Origin of the sequence: Sutcliffiella sp. NC1, assembly GCF_027594365.1 — a bacterium.
Classification (GTDB): Bacteria; Bacillota; Bacilli; order Bacillales; family Bacillaceae_I; genus Sutcliffiella; species Sutcliffiella cohnii.
This window is the reverse complement of sequence record NZ_CP115153.1, coordinates 4,758,323-4,779,334: the sequence shown is the minus strand read 5'-3', so window position 1 is coordinate 4,779,334 and position 21,012 is coordinate 4,758,323. Positions and strand designations below refer to the sequence as shown.

The window sequence follows — 21,012 nt, the reverse complement described above, 5'->3', positions numbered from 1 at the left end:
TCACATCATAGAGAATGAAGATGGTGGCTTTCTTTTGAACAGTTAAATGTTTTACCTTTCAAATTCAAAAGCCGTGAGTGGAACGGAGCGGAAGACACTTGACTCCAGCGGGAGATAGAGGGAAGGTCGAGACCCCACAGGCGCAGCCGAGGAGGCTCGACTCCCTCCCCGCGGAAAGCAAGTGTCTGTAGTGAAGTGAAACGGACTACCATCCTATTTTCAAAGTAGACGAAAAAATAATAAAAAACTAGATTCAATAGAATGTGTAGAAAAAGGCAAAAATACGTAAAATAAAATAGAAAAATGGTCATTTCTTGAAAAATTCGAGCATTTCATCTTAAAAATAAAAGCATTATAATAGATTTATTCCCGCAGATAGAACGGAAAATAATAGCGATTCATAGACGAGTTGCTTGTAAAGAGGTAAAGCGGATGAGCTATGCAACTGAAAAACTAAATGAAGAAAAAGTATTTAAAGACCCTGTACATCGTTATGTACACGTTCGTGACCGTGTTATTTGGGACTTAATCGGGACGAAAGAGTTTCAACGCCTACGCCGAATTCGTCAATTAGGAACAACGTATTTAACGTTCCATGGCGCAGAGCATAGTCGGCTAAACCACTCTCTAGGTGTGTATGAAATTGTTCGCCGAATTATTGACGATGGGTTTGAAGGTAGACCAGAGTGGGATTCGAATGAACGTTTATTGTGCCTTTGTGCAGCATTGCTTCACGACTTAGGACACGGTCCTTTTTCTCATTCGTTCGAAAAAGTGTTTCATCTGGATCATGAAGATTTTACAAGAGCCATTATTCTTGGTGACACAGAAGTGAATGCAGTACTTCGAAACGTAAAGGAAGAATTTCCGAAACATGTTGCAGAAGTAATTGCGAAAACGTACAAAAACAAAATGGTAGTTAGTTTAATTTCTAGCCAAATTGATGCCGACAGAATGGATTACCTCCAACGTGATGCGTATTTTACAGGAGTAAGCTACGGTCATTTCGATATGGAAAGAATTTTACGTGTTATGCGTCCTCGAGAGGATCAAGTAGTAATTAAATCAAGTGGAATGCATGCAGTAGAAGATTATATTATGAGCCGCTACCAAATGTATTGGCAAGTATATTTTCATCCTGTAACACGTAGTGCAGAAGTGATTTTAACAAAAATATTACATCGCGCTAAACAGCTACATGAAGAATTCTACAATTTTAAACATCAACCGATACACTTCTATTCTATATTTGAAGATGAATTAACACTTCAAGACTACTTAAAGCTCGATGAATCCATTATCCATTATTACTTCCAAGCGTGGGAAGAAGAGGATGATCCGATTTTGAGTGACCTATGTCGACGTTTTATGAACAGAAACTTATTTAAATATGTCGAATTTAATCCAACTACACAAATGAAAGATTTAATGGAATTAAACAACCTCTTTAAAAAAGCTGGGTTAGATCCTGAATACTACTTAGTAGTAGATTCCTCATCTGATTTACCGTACGATTTTTATCGTCCTGGAGAGGAAGAAGAACGTTTACCAATTCATCTATTAATGCCAACAGGTGAGGTGCGTGAACTATCCCGAGAATCTGAAATTGTAGATGCTATCTCAGGAAAAAGAAGAACGGATCATAAATTATATTTTCCATTAGATTTACTACAAGATGTATCAACGAAAAAAACGATAAAGAGAAAAATATTAGAGATTTTAGGAATATAGGCAACGTCTAAGGTAAGAGGAGATGAACGGGTTTGTTGAAAGATCACGCGAAACTAATGAAGGTATTTGCGGCTGCAGGGGAAGTAATTGGGAGAAAAAAGCTGCAAAAAATGGTATATATAGCGAAAAAATTAGATTATCCATTTTACGAGAAATATAACTTCCATTTTTACGGGCCGTACTCTGAGGAAGTAACACTTCGAGTAGAAGAGCTTTGTAACTTAGGGTTCTTACACGAGTTAAAAGAAAACAAAGGTGGCTACTCTCAATATCGTTATTCGTTAACAGAATCGGGAGAAGAATTTCTAGCTAATTTTGAGCTTCCATTAACGAAGTTTGAAGACTGTATGCTAGATATGAACAACCAAAGCTCTCGTTTTTTAGAGCTCGTTTCAACTGTCCTTTTTTTCGAGAATTTAGATAAAGAAGAAGTGAAAGAAAAAGTATTCACGTTAAAAAGTAAGCAACGATACACAGAAGAAGAAGTGGAAGAAGCTTATTCTTATATAGAGAATTTAAGAAAGCAAATTAAAAGCTAAGCCTAAATAGGTTTAGCTTTTTTGCATGAAAAGGGAGCGAGTAAGTGAAAACTAAACGTATGAAGTTATAAAGGAGGGATAATCATGGGCGACAAATTTTTGTTGAGAGTTCGAAAAAGCATTTGGTATATTCCAACTCTATACGCTTCTTTAAGCATTATACTAACAGTTCTAGTTGTAATGTTTGATATTTTCCTTGCCCCTAAATTAATGAATCATTTACCAAAATTGTTTTTTACAAACGTTGAGTTAGCGAAAACAACACTAGCTGCCATTGCAACCGCGTTGTTAACGATGACGACTATTACGTTTTCTACAATCATGGTTGTATTAACGACATACTCTACACAATTTTCCCCGCGAACTCTCCAAGATTTTATAACAGACCGTAAAACGTTACGTGTGTTAGGTATTTTTATTGGCGGTTTTTTGTATTCTATTCTAGCACTTTTATTTATGCGAGAATGGTTTGATGACCAGCCGGTAATAGCGGCATTTGTAGGTGTCCTATTAGCTGTTTTATGCTTAGGAATTTTCGTTATTTTTATCCAACATGTTGCTAACTCTATTCAAGTAAGTAAACTTATTGAAAAACTCGTGCAAGAAGGTTTAGAAAGAATGGAGCGCAAGGAGCAGTGGAGGTTAGAAGGAAAGCTTAAATATAAGGAGCAATTAAATGTTGATCATTTTTATTTCTCCGATATAAAAAACATAAAAGCCCCAAGTACAGGTTATATACAATTGATCGATGTAGAGCAATGGATAGGCTTAGCAGAAAAGTACCATTTATTTATTGAATTTCACAAGCAAATTGGTGATTTCGTGACGGAGCATAGCGATATATGTTCCATCTACTTTTTAAAAGAGCCCCAAAAAATAAAGGAAGAGGAGCTTTATAAGGCAGTTGTCGTGGGTACAGAGCGAACACCAATTCAGGATGAAAGCTTTGCTCTTCAAAAATTAGTAGAAGTGGCACTTCGGGCAATTTCACCAGGTATTAATGATCCGAACACGGCAAATAGCTGTATTCGTTATATGAGTAAGCTAATATTAACGTATGCGAAAGTGGATGCAAATATGGAGCTATACTGTAATGACAAAGGAGTAGAAAAAGTAGCAATCCCGGTTAAAACTTTAGAGGACTTACTATATACGACATTCTATCAAATTAGAAACTATGGAAAAGAGGATCTTTCTGTTATGTTTACTATATTAGAATGTTTTATATTAGTTGGAGAAGGTAGTAATCAACCTACGAAGAAAAAGCTACTTGTTATGTCGGAATATTTAACAGCTGTTATAAAAGAAGAGGGACTACATCCTTTAGATTGTAAAAGGTTAACGTCGTTAAAACAGCACTTAACTAAAGTATTAAATATTTAAAAGGGGAAAAATGGGATGGAAAGTATTCGAAAGTGGGAGCAAGGGGAAATTGTACCGATGGATTTATTATTGCTGGCAGATCCATCTGAGCAAAAGGTGAAGGAATATTATCAAAAGGGTGAAATGTACATAGCAGAAATAAATAATCATGTCGTAGGTGTTTATGTACGAATTCAAATAAATGAAATAACGACAGAACTTATTAATATTGCTGTTAGTGAAGACTGGCAAGGAAAAGGTATTGGGAAAAGGTTAGTGGAGCATAGTTTACATACAGCTAGGCAAGCGGGTTATAAACGAATAGAAGTTGGAACCGGTAATTCGAGTTTAGACCAACTAGCACTGTATCAAAAATTAGGGTTTAGGATGGAACATATTATAAAAGATTATTTTGCTGAATATAATCAAACAATTATTGAAAATGGAATTGTTTGTAGGGATATGGTTAGGTTAGCTCAAGAATTATAAAATCGGCCTAGCAACTTCAATATGGAGGAGCTAGGCACTGGTAATGTTATGCTTCGTCGCTTAAACGTTTGCCACCAATAGCATAATGGTTTTTAGACATTTCTTCGATGAATACAACTACTTTATCTTCAGAAGCACCAGTAGTCTCGCTAACAGCAGCGGTTACTTTTTCAACGAGCGCTCTTTTTTGTTCTTCTGAACGACCTTCTAGCATTTTTACTGTAACGTATGGCATAGTAAATCCTCCTATTATGAAAGTTTCTTTCTTATCACTAAATATTGTATACTGAAAGAAGAAAAAGGTATAGAAAAGGGGAACAACTTTGGAAGGTTTTTTAGCTTTTCCACTCGAACTCATTCCATTTGTCGCTATTACGTTAATTTTTGCATTTACACTTCATGAATACGCTCATGCTTTTGTTGCGTATAAATTTGGAGATTCAACAGCAGCTAAACAAGGTCGATTAACGTTATCGCCGATGGCTCATTTAGATCCATTAGGAACAATTTTAATTTTCTTAGTCGGCTTTGGGTGGGCAAAACCAGTGCCTGTTAATCGTTTTTTCTTTAAACGCCCTCGACTTGCAGGTGTTTTAGTATCGATTGCTGGACCTTTAAGTAACCTATTTTTAGCAATTATTGGAGCGTTTTTATTCCTAGTCCTTATCAAGTTTGGGCTATATGAAACGGTCTCTGCGACAGCTTGGAGAGCAATTGAAACGTTCTTTTCGGTGTTTGTTATGTTAAATATAATCTTATTTATATTTAACTTGCTACCAATTCCACCGTTAGACGGTTATCGAATAATTCATGATTTAGTTCCAAATAGGGTACGACCACAATTAACAAAATTAGAACCGTTCGGAATGATTTTTTTCTTAGCGTTAGTACTTATTAGGCCACTATATGATGTTACGATTGGACTACTTTTTAGCACCGTTTATCCGACAATTGAAAAAGGAATTTTTGATTTTCTAGCAACACTTTTAATGCTGTAAGGAGGAATTTTTGATGGAAAAGAAAAAGAAACCAATTGGCTTTAATATTATAAAAAATGACCCAACAGATGGCCATAAAGGGTTTGGTGTTGGAGCGCTTAGTTTAGAAAATGTTTCACCTGTGTTTGTAGATGTCGAAGCTGGGGAAGCGTTTGTAGATATCGGTGCTATGCATGCAAGAAGCACGGTAGAAAAAGGAATTAAGTTTATTCCGAATCGAGATGAAGTACCAAATCCAAAGCTATATTGGCTCGTATGGGTGACGATTGATCGTAAACAAGAAGGCCCATATTATGCAGGTGTCACCGCGTGCGAAATGACAGTTGATCGTGAGGCGCGTCGTGGCTATAAATCGTTACCAGAGCATGTGAATAAAATGGATAAATCGATGAAGCGCCATATAATGGTCGACTTTATGGATGATCGGTCTAAAACTATTTTGAAAAACTATTTAATCAATCATGAACCAGGTTTGTGGGAGCGCTCAAGTGAGGAATTAAAAAACGGATTAGCCGTAGAATAGGTTGTCAATACCTTTCTGAGAAAAAATATGTGACAGATTATTGAACGTCCTTCTAACCTACTTGAGTTATTGTAGTAAAAAAAGTAAACTAAACTTACATGTGGTATCACATGGAAACTAGGACACTAAAAACCCCGAGATTTTTAATCTCGGGGTTTTTACTTTTGTTAAGGAGAATCTCTCACGTGCATGTATTTCTGTTCGGAATGGTCCAGTTTGTACGGGCCTGATCGAGCCGCCTCAGCTTTTCTTCTGTCTAGCTCCGGCGGCTTGGCCCTCGAGGTCATAAGCCAGTCACTTCCGGTGGGCAAAAAGCGCCCACCTGCAGCGCCTGTCTTATGCTTGTCGGGCCAGAACGAGCCGCCTGCGCTTTTCTTATTGTCTAGCTCCGGGCGCTAGCGGCTCGAGGTCACAAGTCAATCGCTTCCGAAGGGCAAAAAGCGCCCTTCTACAGCGCTTGCCCTGTGCTTGTCGCCGCTAAACGAGCGCCCTCCGCTTTTCTTATAGCCAAGGGATGAATTTTTGCCACCATGATTTTCCGCCTTCTTGTTCACGTTTTTCTAGTTGTTCAATTTGTTGTTCAGTTTCTTCGCCGTGCTTTTGACAGTATTCGGTTGGCTCTGTCCCTTTCACGTAATAAGTTAAGCGAGAACCAGGACACTCTTTACTTGCTAGTAAGCCACTCTCTGGGTTTACTTGTACTCCTACCACACCATCTGTTGGACGAAACACTGTAACGGACTTTTCTTCTAGTGCTTCCTCCATAAACTCTGCCCATATATTTTTCGTATATCGTTGCTCTCGTTGTTGAAGTGGTTGATTTTGATCATATCCTGTCCAAACTGCACTTAATAGCTCTGGTGTATAGCCAATCATCCAACTATCTGTCGGTGTTGTTCCAGACTTCCCGGCATACGGTCTAGAAAGTTGCGAAACGAGACTATTACCAGTAACAGACATATATCCATTTAAGCGACGGTCAAACATTCCAGTCATCATATGATTTAACACAAATGTAATATCAGGGTCTAACACTCTTTCCTTTTCTGGTGAACTTTCAAATAAAACTTCTCCACGGTAATTGACAATTTTATCAATAAAAATAGGAGTAACATTCGTACCACCATTAGCAAGCATACTAAACGCATTCGCCATTTCAATCACTTGAACGGGTGAACTCCCTAGTGCTAGCGCAGGTACTGCTTGTAAAGGGGAGTGAATACCGAATTTTCTAGCTGTTTCTAATAGCTGCTCTTCTCCTAAATATAAATGCGTTTTCACAGCGTAAATGTTATCTGAAACTGGCAATGCCTGCATGAGCGGCACTTCGCTATTTGCATAATAGTCTTTGTAATTATGAGGCGTATAGCTAGCCCGCCCGTTATCAAACTGAAACGTTGTTCGCTCACTTCGAAACGGAGTCGAAGGAGTAAACCCATTTTCTAGCGCTTGATAATATAGTAACGGTTTAAACGTCGATCCTGGCTGACGCATCGCTTGCGTTACACGGTTAAACGGACTTTCTTCATAATCTCGTCCACCTACTAAAGCTTCTACTCTACCTGATTGTGGATCCATCGCGATAAACCCAACTTGAATGTCAGATTCCTCATCAAATTCTTCGGCAATTTGCTGTTCGGCAATATGTTGTAGCCTTGGATTTAACGTAGTGTAAATGTGTAGTCCACCTTTTACTAGCTCTTCTCCTAACCCTAACTCATTACGAAGCACCGAGCGGACAGCGTCTTGAAAATAAGGAGCCATATACTCTGTCGGTAAATGCTCGCGTTCTCCAAACTGTAACGAATGTTCGGCAGCTTCTTTTGCTAAGGTTTCAGATATGTTGCCGTTTGCGACCATTGACTGTAACACAACCCGTTGTCGTGCTTCAGCTCGTTCTTCATTAATAAATGGAGAGAAAATATTTGGTCCCTTAGGAATGCCGGCAAGCATACTAGCTTCTGCTAACGTTAACTCACTAGCAGTTTTCCCAAAGTAGTAATGAGCGGCTGACTCAATACCGTACGCACCGTGGCCGTAATAGATTGTATTTAAATATCCTTCTAATATTTCATCTTTTGAGTAATTCGCCTCAAGTCGAATCGTGTATAAAGCTTCATTCCATTTTCTCGTAACAGTTTTTTCGTGATTTAAAAATAAGTTGCGGGCATATTGTTGCGTAATCGTACTTGCACCTTGTACTTTTGCTCTAGCTTTTATATCCGCTAAAATCGCACCAACAATACGACGATAGTCAAAGCCACTATGTTCATAAAAACGACGGTCTTCAACGGCGAGCGTAGCGTCAATGACGTTTGGAGAAATGTCTTCTAAACTAACCCAATAACGTTTTTCTCCATTATGTGCTTCTCCAATAATCGATCCATCACTAGCATAAATGATAGACGATTGCGTTACCCAAAGTGGAGGAGCTCCTTTTGATTTTGCATATATAAAAATAGATCCGATAAACAGAAAGAAGGAGATTAATAGGATTAAGGAAATAAAAAGAAAAGCACGAATATATTTGATCCACGACTGTAGCCGGTCATTAGTTATAATTTCCATCGTTTTTTGTACCCTCCAAAAGGCATACTAATACTTTTAGTATGAAAAGGTTTCGCCCCTTTTAAACATTTTTTTATGAAAATAAAATATTTTTCTTGAATTTTTGATAGTTTCATCTATACTTTTTTCTTGTTACATGAAAATTGTTTTAATGTTGTTCGTTGGGGAACGATAGTAAATGAAGAAATAGATACGATAACGAGAAAGGAAGATTGAATAAAATGGGATTATGGTTTACTGAAAAACAAACAGAAAACTTTGGAATTACAATGAAAATCAACAAGACTTTACATACAGAACAAACGGATTTTCAAAAGCTTGATATGGTAGAAACAGAAGAGTTCGGAAATATGTTATTACTAGATGGAATGGTCATGACTTCACAAAAGGACGAGTGGGTATATCACGAAATGGTAGCACACGTTCCGTTATTCACACATCCAAATCCAGAAAACGTACTAGTTGTAGGTGGTGGAGACGGAGGAGTAATTCGTGAAGTGTTAAAACATCCTAGTGTGAAAAAAGCAACACTAGTAGATATTGATGGAAAAGTAATCGAGTACTCTAAAAAGTTCTTACCTGAAATTGCTGGAAAATTAGACGATCCTCGTGTAGACGTACAAGTAGGCGACGGCTTTATGCATATTGCAGAAAGTGAAAATAAGTATGACGTTATTATGGTTGATTCTACAGAGCCAGTAGGACCAGCAGTAAACTTATTCACAAAAGGTTTCTATGCAGGAATCTCTAGAGCGTTAAAAGAAGACGGTGTATTTGTTGCTCAGTCGGACAACCCATGGTTTACACCAGATTTAATTCGCAACGTTCAACGCGATGTTCGTGAAATCTTCCCAATTACACGTCTTTACATTGCGAACATCCCTACGTATCCAAGTGGCATGTGGACATTTACAATCGGTTCTAAAAAATATGATCCACTAGAAGTTAGTGATGATCGCTTCCATGAAATTGATACAAAATACTATACAAAAGAACTTCATAAAGCAGCATTCGTATTACCGAAGTTTGTTGCAGATTTAACAAAATAAATAGAAAAAGTATTGGGGGTCAGGGCAACTACTGACCCCTATTATGAGGAGGTTCCTAAACATGCGTTTTGATGAAGCTTATTCAGGTAATGTTTTTATAAAAAGTCATCCGAACTATGAGGAAAGCCAAGCGGTTATTTACGGTATGCCGATGGATTGGACAGTTAGCTATCGTCCGGGATCTCGTTTTGGTCCATCTCGTATTCGTGAAGTATCTATCGGATTAGAAGAATATAGTCCGTATTTAGACCGTGAACTAGAAGAAGTAAAATATTTTGATGCGGGAGATATACCATTACCGTTCGGAAATCCGCAAAAAAGTATTGATATGATTGAAGAATATATTGATGGTTTAATGGCTGCAGGGAAATTCCCACTCGGTATGGGAGGAGAGCATTTAGTATCTTGGCCTGTCATGAAAGCTGTGGCAAAAAAATATCCTAATCTAGCGATCATTCATATGGATGCTCATACAGATTTACGCGACCATTATGAAGGGGAGCCGTTATCTCACTCTACACCAATTAAAAAAATTGCTGACCATATTGGCCCAACGAATGTGTATTCTTTCGGAATTCGTTCTGGTATGAAAGAAGAATTCCAATGGGCGAAGGAAGTAGGTATGCACATTTCGAAATTCGAAGTGTTAGAGCCGTTAAAAGAGATTCTTCCAACGTTAGCTGGTCGTCCAGTTTATGTAACAATCGACATTGATGTTCTTGACCCTGCTCATGCACCAGGCACTGGAACAGTAGACGCAGGTGGAATAACATCTCGTGAACTACTTGCTTCTATTCATGCAATCGCTAATTCAGAAGTGAACGTCGTTGGCTGTGACTTAGTAGAAGTTGCTCCAATATATGATGCTTCTGAACAAACAGCAAACACAGCTAGTAAAATAATAAGAGAAATGATCTTGGGGTTTGTGAAATAAAGAAAATAGACTCTTTTATGGCTTGGGTAATTAATTAACCTTTTAAAAAGTATAATAATTAAAAAACCGAGAATTTTGCGAGCATTCTTAACCAGCATGTGTTCTGAGGAGATCCCCCCGAACACGAAAACAATAGGTATGTGTCGAAAGCGAACCCTCACCCGTATTTGATTTATCAGGTCAATGGGTGGGGGTTCACTTTCTGTTGATTAAATGCAATAGGGATACTAGAAGAGTGCAGGCAGCAAATAGTTTATTATGTCCTAGACTACCTCTCCTAAATAAGTGTTCAAATTTCCCTAATAAAAAACTTATTAAAAATTTATAAGAGTTTCTCTCGATTTTTATCGTTTTCCGACAGAAGACTCCCTCTTCAATCGCGTGAAGAGCCTTAGCTCAGCGATAAGGGGGAGATGAATGTCGTTTGGCGATAGCCAAAACACTCACTGTCATGGTATAATTAGAACGTATGTTCCTAGATGGTGAGGTGAGTTCATGCTAGTCAAAAAGGGGTATAAATTTCGTATCTTCCCTAATCAAAGACAAATGGAGTTAATCAATAAGACGATAGGTTGTTCCAGATTCGTGTTCAATTTCTTCCTTGCTAAACAGAAGCAAAAGGACGCTTATTGGCACATCGTAGAGGAAATGAAACAAAACGGGCAGTTACCATCTAACAACTGGAAAGGTGACTTTTTCAATAAATATGATTCCATTAAGGCGGTTCGCCAGTTAAAAGAGTACTATCCTTTCTTAAAAGAAGTGGACAGTATTTCCCTTCAAAAGTCCGTTGAAAATTTAGCAGATTCGTATCAACGGTATTACAAGAATCAAAATAAAGCGCCTACGTTTAAAAGCAAGAAGAACAAGGTACAATCCTATACCACTAAGCAAACCAACAAAAATATTGCCGTTCTTGATAAACACATCAAGCTTCCTAAACTTGGTCTAGTTCGGTTTGCGAAAAGTCGTGAAGTAGATGGTCGAATTATCAATGCGACGATAAGGCGCAACCCAAGTGGAAAATACTTTGTGTCTATACTTGCGGAAGTAGAAGTCGTTCAACTACCAAAAACAAACTCTCAAACAGGCGTTGATTTAGGAATAAAAGCTTTTGCTACCCTTGCGGATGGGACGATATACAGAAACAACCGCTATTTTAAGTCATTAGAACAAAAGCTGATAAAAGCCCAACAAATTCTATCGAGGCGGGTCATTGGTTCAAGCAACTGGCATAAACAAAGAAAAAAGGTTGCTCGTATTCATGAAAAAATCAAAAATGCACGTACAGATTTCTTGCATAAGACCTCTACGGATATCATCAAAAACCACGATGTTATCGGAATCGAGAGTCTGCATGTAACGAACATGATGAAAAACAAGAAGACTGCTAAATCCATTGCTGATGTATCATGGTATCAATTCAAGACCATGTTAACGTACAAGGCTGAATGGTACGGTAAGACCGTAGTGGAAGTAAGTAAAGCCTTCCCCAGCTCTCAGCTGTGTTCGAATTGTGGCAACAAAAACAAAGACGTTAAAGATCTGAATTTGCGTGAGTGGACGTGCAAGTGTGGAGTCCATCACCAAAGAGATGTTAACGCAGGACAAAATCTTAGAAATGAAGCGATAAGACTTCTAACCGTAGGTGCGACGGGGATAGCCTAATCAAAACTAGCGGTTACGCTGGTGTTCTTAGGAATCTCCATCTTCAAATTTCGTAAGAAATAAAGGTGGAGTAGTTCAAACTTATAAGGTTATAATGAATGATAGAAACAAAGCATTTAATAGGACGTGTAATTTATGAGAAAACATGTTGAGGGAGAAAAAATCCCTATTAATATTTCATTTAGATCAGAAATACATCATGAAGGTGAAAAAGAAGTTATTTCTTTTCAAACAGAAGGACATTACTACATAAAAGGGAATCAAATGTTTATAGTTTTTACGGAGGAGCAACCTTCTGTCGGAACAGTGAACGTTATTTATAAACTATCGGACCAAGAAGCGTGGGTAAGTCGTGCAGGTGCGATTAAAATGAGGCAAACATACCGCCTTGGGGAACAAACGGCTGGTATATATGAAAATGAACTTGGTACATTTCAGCTTACGATTGAAACGAATAAAATGACGCTCATGAAGGATGACATAAATAAACGGGGATCGTTCCAAATGGAATACGAGTTAACCGTACACGGTCAATCAGCGGGTACATACTTTATTACGTTACATTATGAGGAGGTTTCATCAATATGAACATAGTAGAACAAGTGCAAGAACGTTTAAAAGAAGAAATAAAACAATCCGTAATAAAAGCAGGTCTTGCAACGGAAGAGCAAATCCCTTCCGTTGTATTAGAAACACCGAAAGAAAAAGCAAACGGGGACTACTCTACGAATATGGCGATGCAACTAGCACGTGTAGCAAAAAAAGCACCGCGTATGATTGCAGAGGAAATCGTAAACAACTTTGACCAATCAAAAGCATCTATTGAGAAAATTGATATTGCAGGACCAGGTTTCATTAACTTCTACATGAACAATTCTTACCTAACAGATTTAATCCCAACAATTCTTGACCAAGGCACAGATTACGGAAAAACAAATGTAGGACAAGGGGAGAAAGTGAATGTCGAGTTCGTTTCTGCTAACCCTACAGGGAACTTACATTTAGGTCATGCGCGTGGTGCGGCAGTTGGTGATTCTTTATGTAACGTTTTAGAAAAAGCAGGCTATGACGTAACGAGAGAGTATTACATTAACGATGCTGGTAACCAAATTAACAACTTAGCTCTTTCTGTAGAAGCTCGCTACTTCCAAGCGCTCGGTATGGATAAAGAAATGCCAGAAGATGGTTACCATGGTGCGGACATTATCGAAATTGGAAAAACATTAAAAGAGGAATTCGGCGATAAGTTTGTTCACGAATCCGAAGAGGACCGTCTGAAGTTTTTCCGTGAATACGGCTTGAAGTATGAAATGGGTAAACTGCAAAAAGATTTAGAAGAGTTCCGTGTGAGTTTTGATGTTTGGTATTCTGAAACATCCCTATATAATAACGGGAAAATCGATGAGGCATTAGCGACATTACGTGAACAAGGTCACATCTATGAAGAAGAAGGAGCAACATGGTTCCGTTCTACGACATATGGTGATGACAAAGACCGTGTATTAATTAAAAATGACGGCTCTTACACGTACTTAACGCCAGATATCGCGTACCACCAAGATAAACTAAAGCGTGGACATGATAAATTAATCAACATTTGGGGAGCAGACCATCACGGGTATATTCCGCGTATGAAAGCTGCGATTGAAGCGCTTGGTTTTGGTAAAGATGCATTAGAAGTGGAAATTATTCAGCTCGTGCACTTATTCCAAAACGGCGAAAAGATGAAAATGAGTAAGCGTACAGGAAAGGCAGTAACGATGCGTGACCTAATGGAAGAAGTAGGTCTTGATGCAGTTCGTTACTTCTTCGCAATGCGCAGTGCCGACACGCATATGGACTTTGATATGGACCTTGCTGTATCTCAATCGAATGAAAACCCAGTATTCTATGCACAATATGCACATGCTCGTATTTGCAGCATGCTTCGCCAAGGAGAAGAGCTAGGACTTTCACTGGACGGCGAATTAGAATTACAGCATGTTTCTTCTGAAAAAGAAATGGACTTGCTTAAGAAATTAGGAGAATACCCATTAGCGGTAAGTGAAGCGGCACAAAAACGTATTCCACACCGCATAACGAACTACATTTTTGATTTAGCATCTGCACTTCATAGCTTCTACAATGCCGAAAAAGTATTAGATGCAGACAATAAAGAAAAATCTACAGCTCGTTTAGCATTAATGAAAGCTGTTCAAATTACAATGAAAGACGCACTAAAACTAATCGGAGTATCAGCTCCAGAGCAAATGTAATCTTATCAGGAAAGCCTTCTGCCGGTTGTTGGTGGAGGGTTTTTTCTCAATATCGGTTCGTTTGAGTAGTTTATTTAACAACAACGTGATTATATTCATCACCGAACTCGTTTTATTTATCACCGAACTCAGTTTATTTATCAATGAGATGAATTTATTTATCACCGAACTCAGTTTATTTATCAATGAGATGAATTTATTTATCACCGAACTCAGTTTATTTATCAATGAGATGAATTTATTTATCACCGAACTCAGTTTATTTATCAATGAGATGAATTTATTTATCACCGAACTCGTTTTATTTATCAATGACTTGAATTTATTTATCACCGGACTCATTTTATTTATCACTGACAGGTTTTAATTTATGTAATACACATAAATTGGCCGCTTAGGCACATAGGCGGAAAAGCAGCACAAAAGGGGTCAGTGACAACACTGACTCCTAATTCATGCTCCACCCATTCAAGTAAAATAATCCATTTTTAGAGTAGAATTCGTACTTGTATATGTTTGTACTCAGCTCCTCTTTACCGTTAATGGTCACTTTTTCAGTAACGGCTACTTTGTAAATAAACCGTGCGTATCTTCGCTCAAAGCTAATTTCATTTAACTCGATAAGCTCAACATCTCTTTTGTAATGATCTGTTAAAACACGGTCCATTCCGTACACTTTTTTAGCTTTTTTATTAAATTCTTCTTGTGATAAGTTTTCATCATAGAGATCGTATTCCATTTGGATAACTGATTCCGCACGACTTTTTAAATATTGTTCAGTATAAAAATACGGAGCAAAAAGTTTATGGCTTACTAGCAAAATGAGCACGAGTACTAATAAAACTTTAATGGAAAAACTCCATCTAAATGTTGTAACGTAATCGCTCACTTTACATGCTAGCCAGTAGGATAGAATAAAAACTAATAGTATGATGATGATTGTTAATAACGTTGTAATCCCTTTGTAAATAGACTCATTAGTTATTAGAGGATCCAAAGGATAAAAAATAAACCGTTCAACTGTATTTCCGGTAATCATAAACCCAATCCAAATAAAAATGATCGACAATAAGAAAGCTAAAATTTTATCGGTCATTGCTTCTTTTGGACTTATAATTTTTTCGTGCATTTTTTGCTTGAGCTCTAGCTTTAAAGTAGGCTTCGGAACCGACTTTAACCTTTCATCTAAATCATCCAACTTATTATTCAACGCTATCCCCTCCTAACTTCGCATGTAGAGCTTGCTTGGCTCGGTAATGAGTGGACCGCACTCTTTCCTCTGTCCACCCTAAAATGTTAGCTGTTTCTTCAACGGTTAATTCTTTCATTCCACGCATAATTAAAACGTCTTGATAATTACTTTTTAAAGAATAAATAGTCGCGATAAGTACTTTATGTTCCTCTGATAAAAAATACAATTCTTCCGGTGACATGTTCGTACTTTGTTCGTTATTTAATAGTAAAAGTGATTTCCATTTCTCCCTTTTGCGTTTTCTTATTTCATCAATGGCAATATTTCTAGCAATAGAGTAAAGCCATGTTTTTGGACTTGAATTACCTTTAAATGTTTTCAGCGATTTTAACGCTCGGATGAAAACTTCTTGAACTAGATCTTCAACATCAGGTGAACCCAACTTATACAGTAAAAATTGGTAAATGTCATCACTATATTCAAAAAACCATTGAGATATTTTTTCTTCTTTAGACATGCAACTCCCCCTGTTTTGCCTACCTATATATAATTAGACGATATCATTTCTTGTTTATCGCAGTTTTTTAAACGTCTTTTTGAAAATTGATAAATTTAAAAGGGTTTCAATAAGATAGAACCTTTTTGGTGATACTGTAACTATACACCAAAGAGAAAAGGGGAATGTCATCATGAAGGAAGTTATTTTAGCTCTTTTTACTGGCTTAATCGTAGGGTTTATTTTTGCCTTGTTAAGACTACCAATCCCTGCACCACCTGCATTAGCTGGAATTATCGGTATCGTCGGTATTTACTTAGGCTTTAAGCTACATGAGTTCATCATACCGTTATTCACAAGGTAAACTTGAGATCAACGGTCCTTTCCAGGATGTAATGCTCAGGCAGGACGGTTCAGGTTTGAAGTGCGTCAATAAATTATTTCACATGTTACAATCACCATGTAAAAAAGCCGGTAATCCAATAAAAGATTACCGGCTTTATCACGCCTCCACAATTCCTCCAGCCACACGCTTCAATCCACGAATTTTTCCGATTTCTTCCGCTAGTAAAAGTGCGGCGTCATCTTTTCGTTTCGCTTCAATCATAAAGTCAATATCCTGTCCTATATCTAGGGCGACTTTCACAAAAGGCATAATAAAGGATAGATCCACGTAATCAGCATGGTGTCTAATTTTTGTTTGGGAAATAGGAGAAGATATATGCACTTTTGGAACAATCCCAAGTCGTTCCCACGTTTTATAAACACGTGGTAACAGCTCTTCCCAAGCTGTATTACTCGGGTTGGCAAACTCGTGATGAAAATCAAACGCCAACGGTATACCAAGCTTTTCACAAATTTCTAACGTTTCTTCGGTTGTATATGTTTTATCATCATTCTCTAACGTCATTCGTGAAAAAACATCACTTGGTAGCCTTTTTATGTTTTCATAAAATCGTTCCACAGCTTTTTCTTTATTCCCGTAAGCCCCGCCAACGTGTATATTCATCGTTCCACTTTCACCTAATCCCATTGCATCTAACATGTCATAGTGATAAATCATATCTTCTACGGCGTTCGCGGTAATATGTTCTTTATCACTCGTAAATAACGTAAATTGGTTAGGATGAAAGCTTGTCCGCATATTATACTGTTTGACGAGGTCGCCTATCTTTTGAAAATCGTTTCGAAACGTAGATAAATAATCCCACTTCACTTCGGGATGAGTAGCAAGTGGTACTAGCGAGGAAGAAAAGCGAAATACGGGAATTTCATGTGCGATACAATAATAAATGGTACGTAATGTGTTTTGTAAATTTATTTTCGTAACTTCCTTTAACTTCGCATCTCTTTCTACCTTTTCTAACTGTTTATATCTTGTAAATGTTAATGTTTTGGACGGCGATGCTTCCCACAGGAGAACAGATTGGGAGACAAAGCCAAATCGAATTAGCACCGGTTTTTCCCTCCCAGTTCATAATAAAGGAGATAATATTTTCGCTACTCGTTGCTTTCCTTTTGCTAAGAAAGAACGTTTCTTTAAATAATCAGGTGTTAACACTTCTGAATTATGCATATCTTCCTGAATCTCATGAAGTACACATTGAACAAATTCAGAATCGTATATTAAACAATTAATTTCATGGTTTAAAAACAAACTTCGCTTATCGAAATTTGCAGTTCCAATATCGCAAATCTCCTCGTCAATGACCATTACTTTAGCGTGGTAAAAGCCGTAATAAAAGCGATAAATCGTAGCACCTGCTTGCATAAGTGCAGGGAAATAGTTAAACCCTGCATCACGTAATAGTAAATGATCTTCCTTTTGAGGAACTAAAACACTAACTTTTACCCCTCTATTTAAAGCTTTAAACAATTCTTTGATTAATTCATCACTCGGAATAAAATAAGGAGTAGCAATAATAATTTGTTTTTTCGCTTTTTTAATTAATGATACGAAAGTTTCTGTTAGAAAGGCACCATTAGTAGGAATGAACTGATGTGTAATTTCGCCTGGAGTTAATGGCGGATAATACTGATTATTTTTTCGTAAATCAATCCCGGTGTCATCTTTCCAATCCTGCAAAAATTGAAATTGTAAATCTTTTACCCCTTCGCCAGTAACTTTTAAGTGATAGTCACGCCATACACCCATTTTCGAATCTTGGCCAACATATTCTTTTCCGACGTTATACCCACCTACATATCCTATCTTTCCATCGATAACAGTAATTTTACGGTGATTACGCTCATTTATACTATAAAAAAGGTGGGGGAACTTAGGTGGATGACAAAAGTATACTTCCACTCCGCTACCTTTTAATTGTTGCACCGTTTCTTTCTTAAATTTAAATGAGCCGCCCCAATCCATTAATAATCGAACTTCGAGTCCTTCTTCAGCTTTTTCTTTTAGTATGCTTAAAAACTCCTTACTAATATGGTCTTCTCGTACGATATAAAAAAGCGCATGAATATGCTCTTTTGCTTCACGTAAATCATCGTACATATGTTTAAATAAAGTACCACCATCAGTAAAAAGCGAAATGTTACTCTTTCTTTTTGGGAACACATCATGTTCTACTTCCGCTAAATGCTTTTTTCTTCCTAATTTAAAGTCGAGAATCGCCAACATGATTAGTAAAAAAAGGGCAAACAAAACGACGGTGATGATGACCATATAGAGTAATCCCTCCAGCAATTATCTCGGTGTTAACTGTCCATAAATTCCCTGGACATAACCCGATTCATTCAATTAACAATTAGTAGGGAGGAATAACCCCAACTGATTGTTAGCTCCACTTTATTCTTCCTTTTAGTGTAGCCGAAAACCGCCGTTTTATTTTGTCTAACTGTTGTTGGAAATAATTAAGTAATGATGAAAAGGTATCATTATTTTCAACTAAAGCTTATATACATAATTGTAAAAGAATTTCATTTTCTATATTGACTGAATGCTCATTCACTTATATGATAGAATTACAATAAAGTTCAGAATATTTGATAGAAATAACTACAAGAAGGGGGCATCATCACTTGTCGACTTATTTACTAATTGCGAACTGGATTCTATTTATAGTTGTAACCGCTTACGCAGTATCTCTTTTTGTATACGTTGTTCGTACAAGAATCGAGTACATTAAGCTCGGGAAAAAAGTAGAATTCGACGCGAAGGTTAAAGAGAGATGGGAAAAGCTTTTAGTCAACGTTTTTGGCCAAAAGAAGCTACTGAAAGATAAAAAAAGTGGCATTATGCACATTATGTTCTTTTATGGCTTTCTATTAGTTCAATTAGGAGCAATTGATTTAATTATTAAAGGATTAGCGCCAAACGCTCACTTACCGTTAGGGCCTTTATATCCTGCCTTTACGTTTTTCCAAGAAATCGTAACTTTAATGATTCTTGTAGCGGTTGTTTGGGCTTTCCACCGCCGTTACATTGAAAAATTAGTTCGTTTAAAACGCGGCTTTAAATCTGGGTTAGTATTAATCTTTATCGGTGGTTTAATGTTATCCGTTCTTTTTTCAAATGGAATGGGACTTATCTGGCATGATCATGGACTAACTTGGAGTGAACCAATTGCATCAGCTTTTGCATTCCTTTTTAGTTGGGTGAATACAACTACAGCAATCACGCTATTTTACGTAGGTTGGTGGCTACACTTACTTATTTTATTAGCATTCTTAGTTTACGTACCACAATCGAAGCACTTCCATTTAATTGCTGGTCCAGTAAACGTATTTATTAACCGTACATCAAGCCCAGGTAAATTAGAAAAAATCGACTTTGAAGACGAATCACAAGAAACATTTGGTGTTGGAAGAATTGAAGACTTTACACAACATCAGTTAGTTGATTTATACGCTTGTGTAGAATGTGGACGTTGTACAAATATGTGTCCAGCAACAGGAACAGGTAAAATGCTTTCCCCAATGGATTTAATCGTAAAATTACGTGACCATTTAACGAATACAGGTGCAGCGGTTACTTCCCGTACTCCATGGGTACCAACTTTTGCGTTTAATAACACTGAAGGAAACAAAATCGCACTTGCTGCTGCAGGTAAAGGAATGCAAGAAAGTGCAGCAACAATGGAATACAGCCCAAGTTTAATTGGCGATGTGATTACAGAAGAAGAAATTTGGGCGTGTACAACTTGCCGTAACTGTGAAGACCAATGTCCAGTTATGAACGAGCATGTTGATAAAATTATTGACCTTCGCCGTTACTTAGTATTAACAGAAGGTAAAATGGATCCAGAAGCTCAACGTGCCATGACAAACATCGAGCGTCAAGGTAACCCTTGGGGATTAAACCGTAAAGAGCGTGAAAACTGGAGAGATGCAGCACCAGAAGTATCTATCCCAACAGTAAAAGAAATGAAAAAGTCTGGGGAAGAGTTCGAATATTTATTCTGGGTTGGAGCAATGGGCTCTTTCGACAACCGTTCTCAAAAGATCGCGATTGCGTTTGCTAAACTTTTAAATGAAGCTGGCGTGAAGTTCGCGATTTTAGGAAATAAGGAGAAAAACTCTGGGGATACACCACGTCGACTTGGAAATGAGTTTTTATTCCAAGAATTAGCGACAAACAATATTGCAGAGTTTGAGAAAAATGAAGTGAAGAAAATTGTTACGATTGATCCGCATGCATATAACATCTTTAAAAATGAATACCCTGACTTCGGATTAGAAGCAGAAGTATTCCATCATACAGAAGTGTTAGCAGAGCTCGTACAGGCAGGAAAATTAAAACCGACTGTCGAAGTTAATGAAACGATCACTTTCCATGACTCTTGTTACTTAGGAAGATATAACGAAGTGTACGATCCACCACGTGAAATTTTAAAAGCAATACCGGGTGTGAAGCTAGTAGAAATGGAACGTAACCGCGAATCAGGAATGTGCTGTGGAGCTGGTGGAGGACTAATGTGGTCAGAAGAAACAGTAGGTACTCGTATTAACGTTGCTCGTACAGAACAGGCGCTAGCAGTAAATCCATCCGTCATCAGTTCAGGATGTCCTTATTGCTTAACGATGATGTCTGACGGAACGAAAGCGATGGAAGTAGATGAAACAGTAAGCACATACGATGTTGCAGAGCTTTTAGAAAAAGCAATTTTTGGAACTCCGCAAGCATCATAGAATACAAGATTAATAGATTGCATATTATAAAGTAGGGGTGTATGTTGATTTTTAACATACACCATG

At 37.5% G+C, this 21,012-nt stretch carries 19 protein-coding genes; 13 read left to right on the top strand and 6 right to left on the bottom strand.

The genetic code is table 11. The features are described 5' to 3' along the window. The first annotated feature begins 432 nt into the window (after positions 1-432). The 4 genes from O1A01_RS24565 (at position 433) to O1A01_RS24550 (ending at position 4,121) form a co-directional block, all read left to right on the top strand. Complete coding sequence (locus O1A01_RS24565; RefSeq protein ID WP_066421825.1) at positions 433-1,731, top strand: HD domain-containing protein; 1,299 nt, start codon at positions 433-435, stop codon at positions 1,729-1,731. A gap of 32 nt (positions 1,732-1,763) precedes the next feature. Then, complete coding sequence (locus tag O1A01_RS24560) at positions 1,764-2,270, top strand: YwgA family protein (protein WP_066421827.1); 507 nt, start codon at positions 1,764-1,766, stop codon at positions 2,268-2,270. Positions 2,271-2,354: 84 nt separating this feature from the next. Next, positions 2,355-3,653, top strand: coding sequence for a DUF2254 domain-containing protein (locus O1A01_RS24555; protein WP_270065275.1), 1,299 nt, complete (start codon positions 2,355-2,357; stop codon positions 3,651-3,653). Between the two features lie 15 nt (positions 3,654-3,668). Next, a complete protein-coding gene (locus tag O1A01_RS24550; RefSeq protein WP_270065274.1) occupies positions 3,669-4,121 on the top strand; it encodes a GNAT family N-acetyltransferase in 453 nt (150 codons plus the stop codon). A 46-nt stretch (positions 4,122-4,167) separates the two neighbouring features. Here O1A01_RS24550 and O1A01_RS24545 read toward each other — a convergent pair whose 3' ends face one another. Next, positions 4,168-4,356, bottom strand: coding sequence for a 2-hydroxymuconate tautomerase (locus tag O1A01_RS24545; protein ID WP_066421832.1), 189 nt, complete (start codon positions 4,354-4,356; stop codon positions 4,168-4,170). Between the two features lie 88 nt (positions 4,357-4,444). Between O1A01_RS24545 and O1A01_RS24540 the strand changes: the two genes are divergently transcribed. Together O1A01_RS24540 and O1A01_RS24535 are read left to right on the top strand one after the other, a co-directional pair. After that, positions 4,445-5,119 (top strand): site-2 protease family protein, encoded by a 675-nt coding sequence (locus tag O1A01_RS24540; protein ID WP_066421835.1) that lies wholly within the window; start codon positions 4,445-4,447, stop codon positions 5,117-5,119. Between the two features lie 10 nt (positions 5,120-5,129). Then, on the top strand, positions 5,130-5,642 hold the full coding sequence (locus tag O1A01_RS24535; protein WP_270065273.1) for a YwhD family protein: 513 nt from the start codon (positions 5,130-5,132) through the stop codon (positions 5,640-5,642). A gap of 501 nt (positions 5,643-6,143) precedes the next feature. Here O1A01_RS24535 and O1A01_RS24530 read toward each other — a convergent pair. Further along, the gene (locus tag O1A01_RS24530) at positions 6,144-8,210 is read right to left on the bottom strand and encodes a transglycosylase domain-containing protein (RefSeq protein WP_270065272.1); all 2,067 of its coding nucleotides are present in this window, start codon (positions 8,208-8,210) and stop codon (positions 6,144-6,146) included. A 221-nt stretch (positions 8,211-8,431) separates the two neighbouring features. Between O1A01_RS24530 and speE the strand changes: the two genes are divergently transcribed. The 5 genes from speE to argS all read left to right on the top strand — a co-directional run bounded on the left by speE (position 8,432) and on the right by argS (position 14,116). Further along, a complete protein-coding gene (gene speE, locus O1A01_RS24525) occupies positions 8,432-9,259 on the top strand; it encodes a spermidine synthase (RefSeq protein WP_270065271.1) in 828 nt (275 codons plus the stop codon). Between the two features lie 61 nt (positions 9,260-9,320). Then, positions 9,321-10,193, top strand: coding sequence for an agmatinase (gene speB / locus O1A01_RS24520; RefSeq protein WP_270065270.1), 873 nt, complete (start codon positions 9,321-9,323; stop codon positions 10,191-10,193). A gap of 495 nt (positions 10,194-10,688) precedes the next feature. Further along, positions 10,689-11,861, top strand: coding sequence for an IS200/IS605 family element RNA-guided endonuclease TnpB (gene tnpB, locus O1A01_RS24515; protein ID WP_066421582.1), 1,173 nt, complete (start codon positions 10,689-10,691; stop codon positions 11,859-11,861). Positions 11,862-11,996: 135 nt separating this feature from the next. Beyond that, the gene (locus O1A01_RS24510) at positions 11,997-12,449 is read left to right on the top strand and encodes a YwiB family protein (protein ID WP_066421580.1); all 453 of its coding nucleotides are present in this window, start codon (positions 11,997-11,999) and stop codon (positions 12,447-12,449) included. Continuing rightward, positions 12,446-14,116 carry an arginine--tRNA ligase gene (gene argS / locus O1A01_RS24505; protein ID WP_066421579.1) on the top strand — a complete coding sequence of 557 codons (1,671 nt, stop codon included), beginning with the start codon at positions 12,446-12,448 and terminating at the stop codon, positions 14,114-14,116. The genes O1A01_RS24510 and argS overlap by 4 nt, the downstream gene beginning before the upstream one ends. A 448-nt stretch (positions 14,117-14,564) precedes the next feature. Here argS and O1A01_RS24500 read toward each other — a convergent pair whose 3' ends face one another. Together O1A01_RS24500 and O1A01_RS24495 are read right to left on the bottom strand one after the other, a co-directional pair. Then, positions 14,565-15,326, bottom strand: coding sequence for a hypothetical protein (locus O1A01_RS24500; RefSeq protein ID WP_066420518.1), 762 nt, complete (start codon positions 15,324-15,326; stop codon positions 14,565-14,567). Next, on the bottom strand, positions 15,319-15,825 hold the full coding sequence (locus tag O1A01_RS24495; protein ID WP_270065269.1) for an RNA polymerase sigma factor: 507 nt from the start codon (positions 15,823-15,825) through the stop codon (positions 15,319-15,321). Before O1A01_RS24495 ends, O1A01_RS24500 begins: the two co-directional genes overlap by 8 nt. A 172-nt stretch (positions 15,826-15,997) precedes the next feature. Between O1A01_RS24495 and O1A01_RS24490 the strand changes: the two genes are divergently transcribed. Then, on the top strand, positions 15,998-16,168 hold the full coding sequence (locus O1A01_RS24490) for a XapX domain-containing protein (protein ID WP_066420522.1): 171 nt from the start codon (positions 15,998-16,000) through the stop codon (positions 16,166-16,168). 138 nt (positions 16,169-16,306) lie between these two features. Here O1A01_RS24490 and uvsE read toward each other — a convergent pair whose 3' ends face one another. Beyond that, the gene (gene uvsE, locus O1A01_RS24485; protein WP_270065268.1) at positions 16,307-17,260 is read right to left on the bottom strand and encodes a UV DNA damage repair endonuclease UvsE; all 954 of its coding nucleotides are present in this window, start codon (positions 17,258-17,260) and stop codon (positions 16,307-16,309) included. Between the two features lie 18 nt (positions 17,261-17,278). Continuing rightward, positions 17,279-18,481 (bottom strand): cardiolipin synthase, encoded by a 1,203-nt coding sequence (gene cls, locus O1A01_RS24480; protein WP_270065267.1) that lies wholly within the window; start codon positions 18,479-18,481, stop codon positions 17,279-17,281. A 356-nt stretch (positions 18,482-18,837) separates the two neighbouring features. On the opposite strand from cls, the gene O1A01_RS24475 reads away from it, so the two are divergent. Next, positions 18,838-20,946, top strand: coding sequence for a (Fe-S)-binding protein (locus O1A01_RS24475; protein WP_270065266.1), 2,109 nt, complete (start codon positions 18,838-18,840; stop codon positions 20,944-20,946). Positions 20,947-21,012 lie beyond the last annotated feature (66 nt).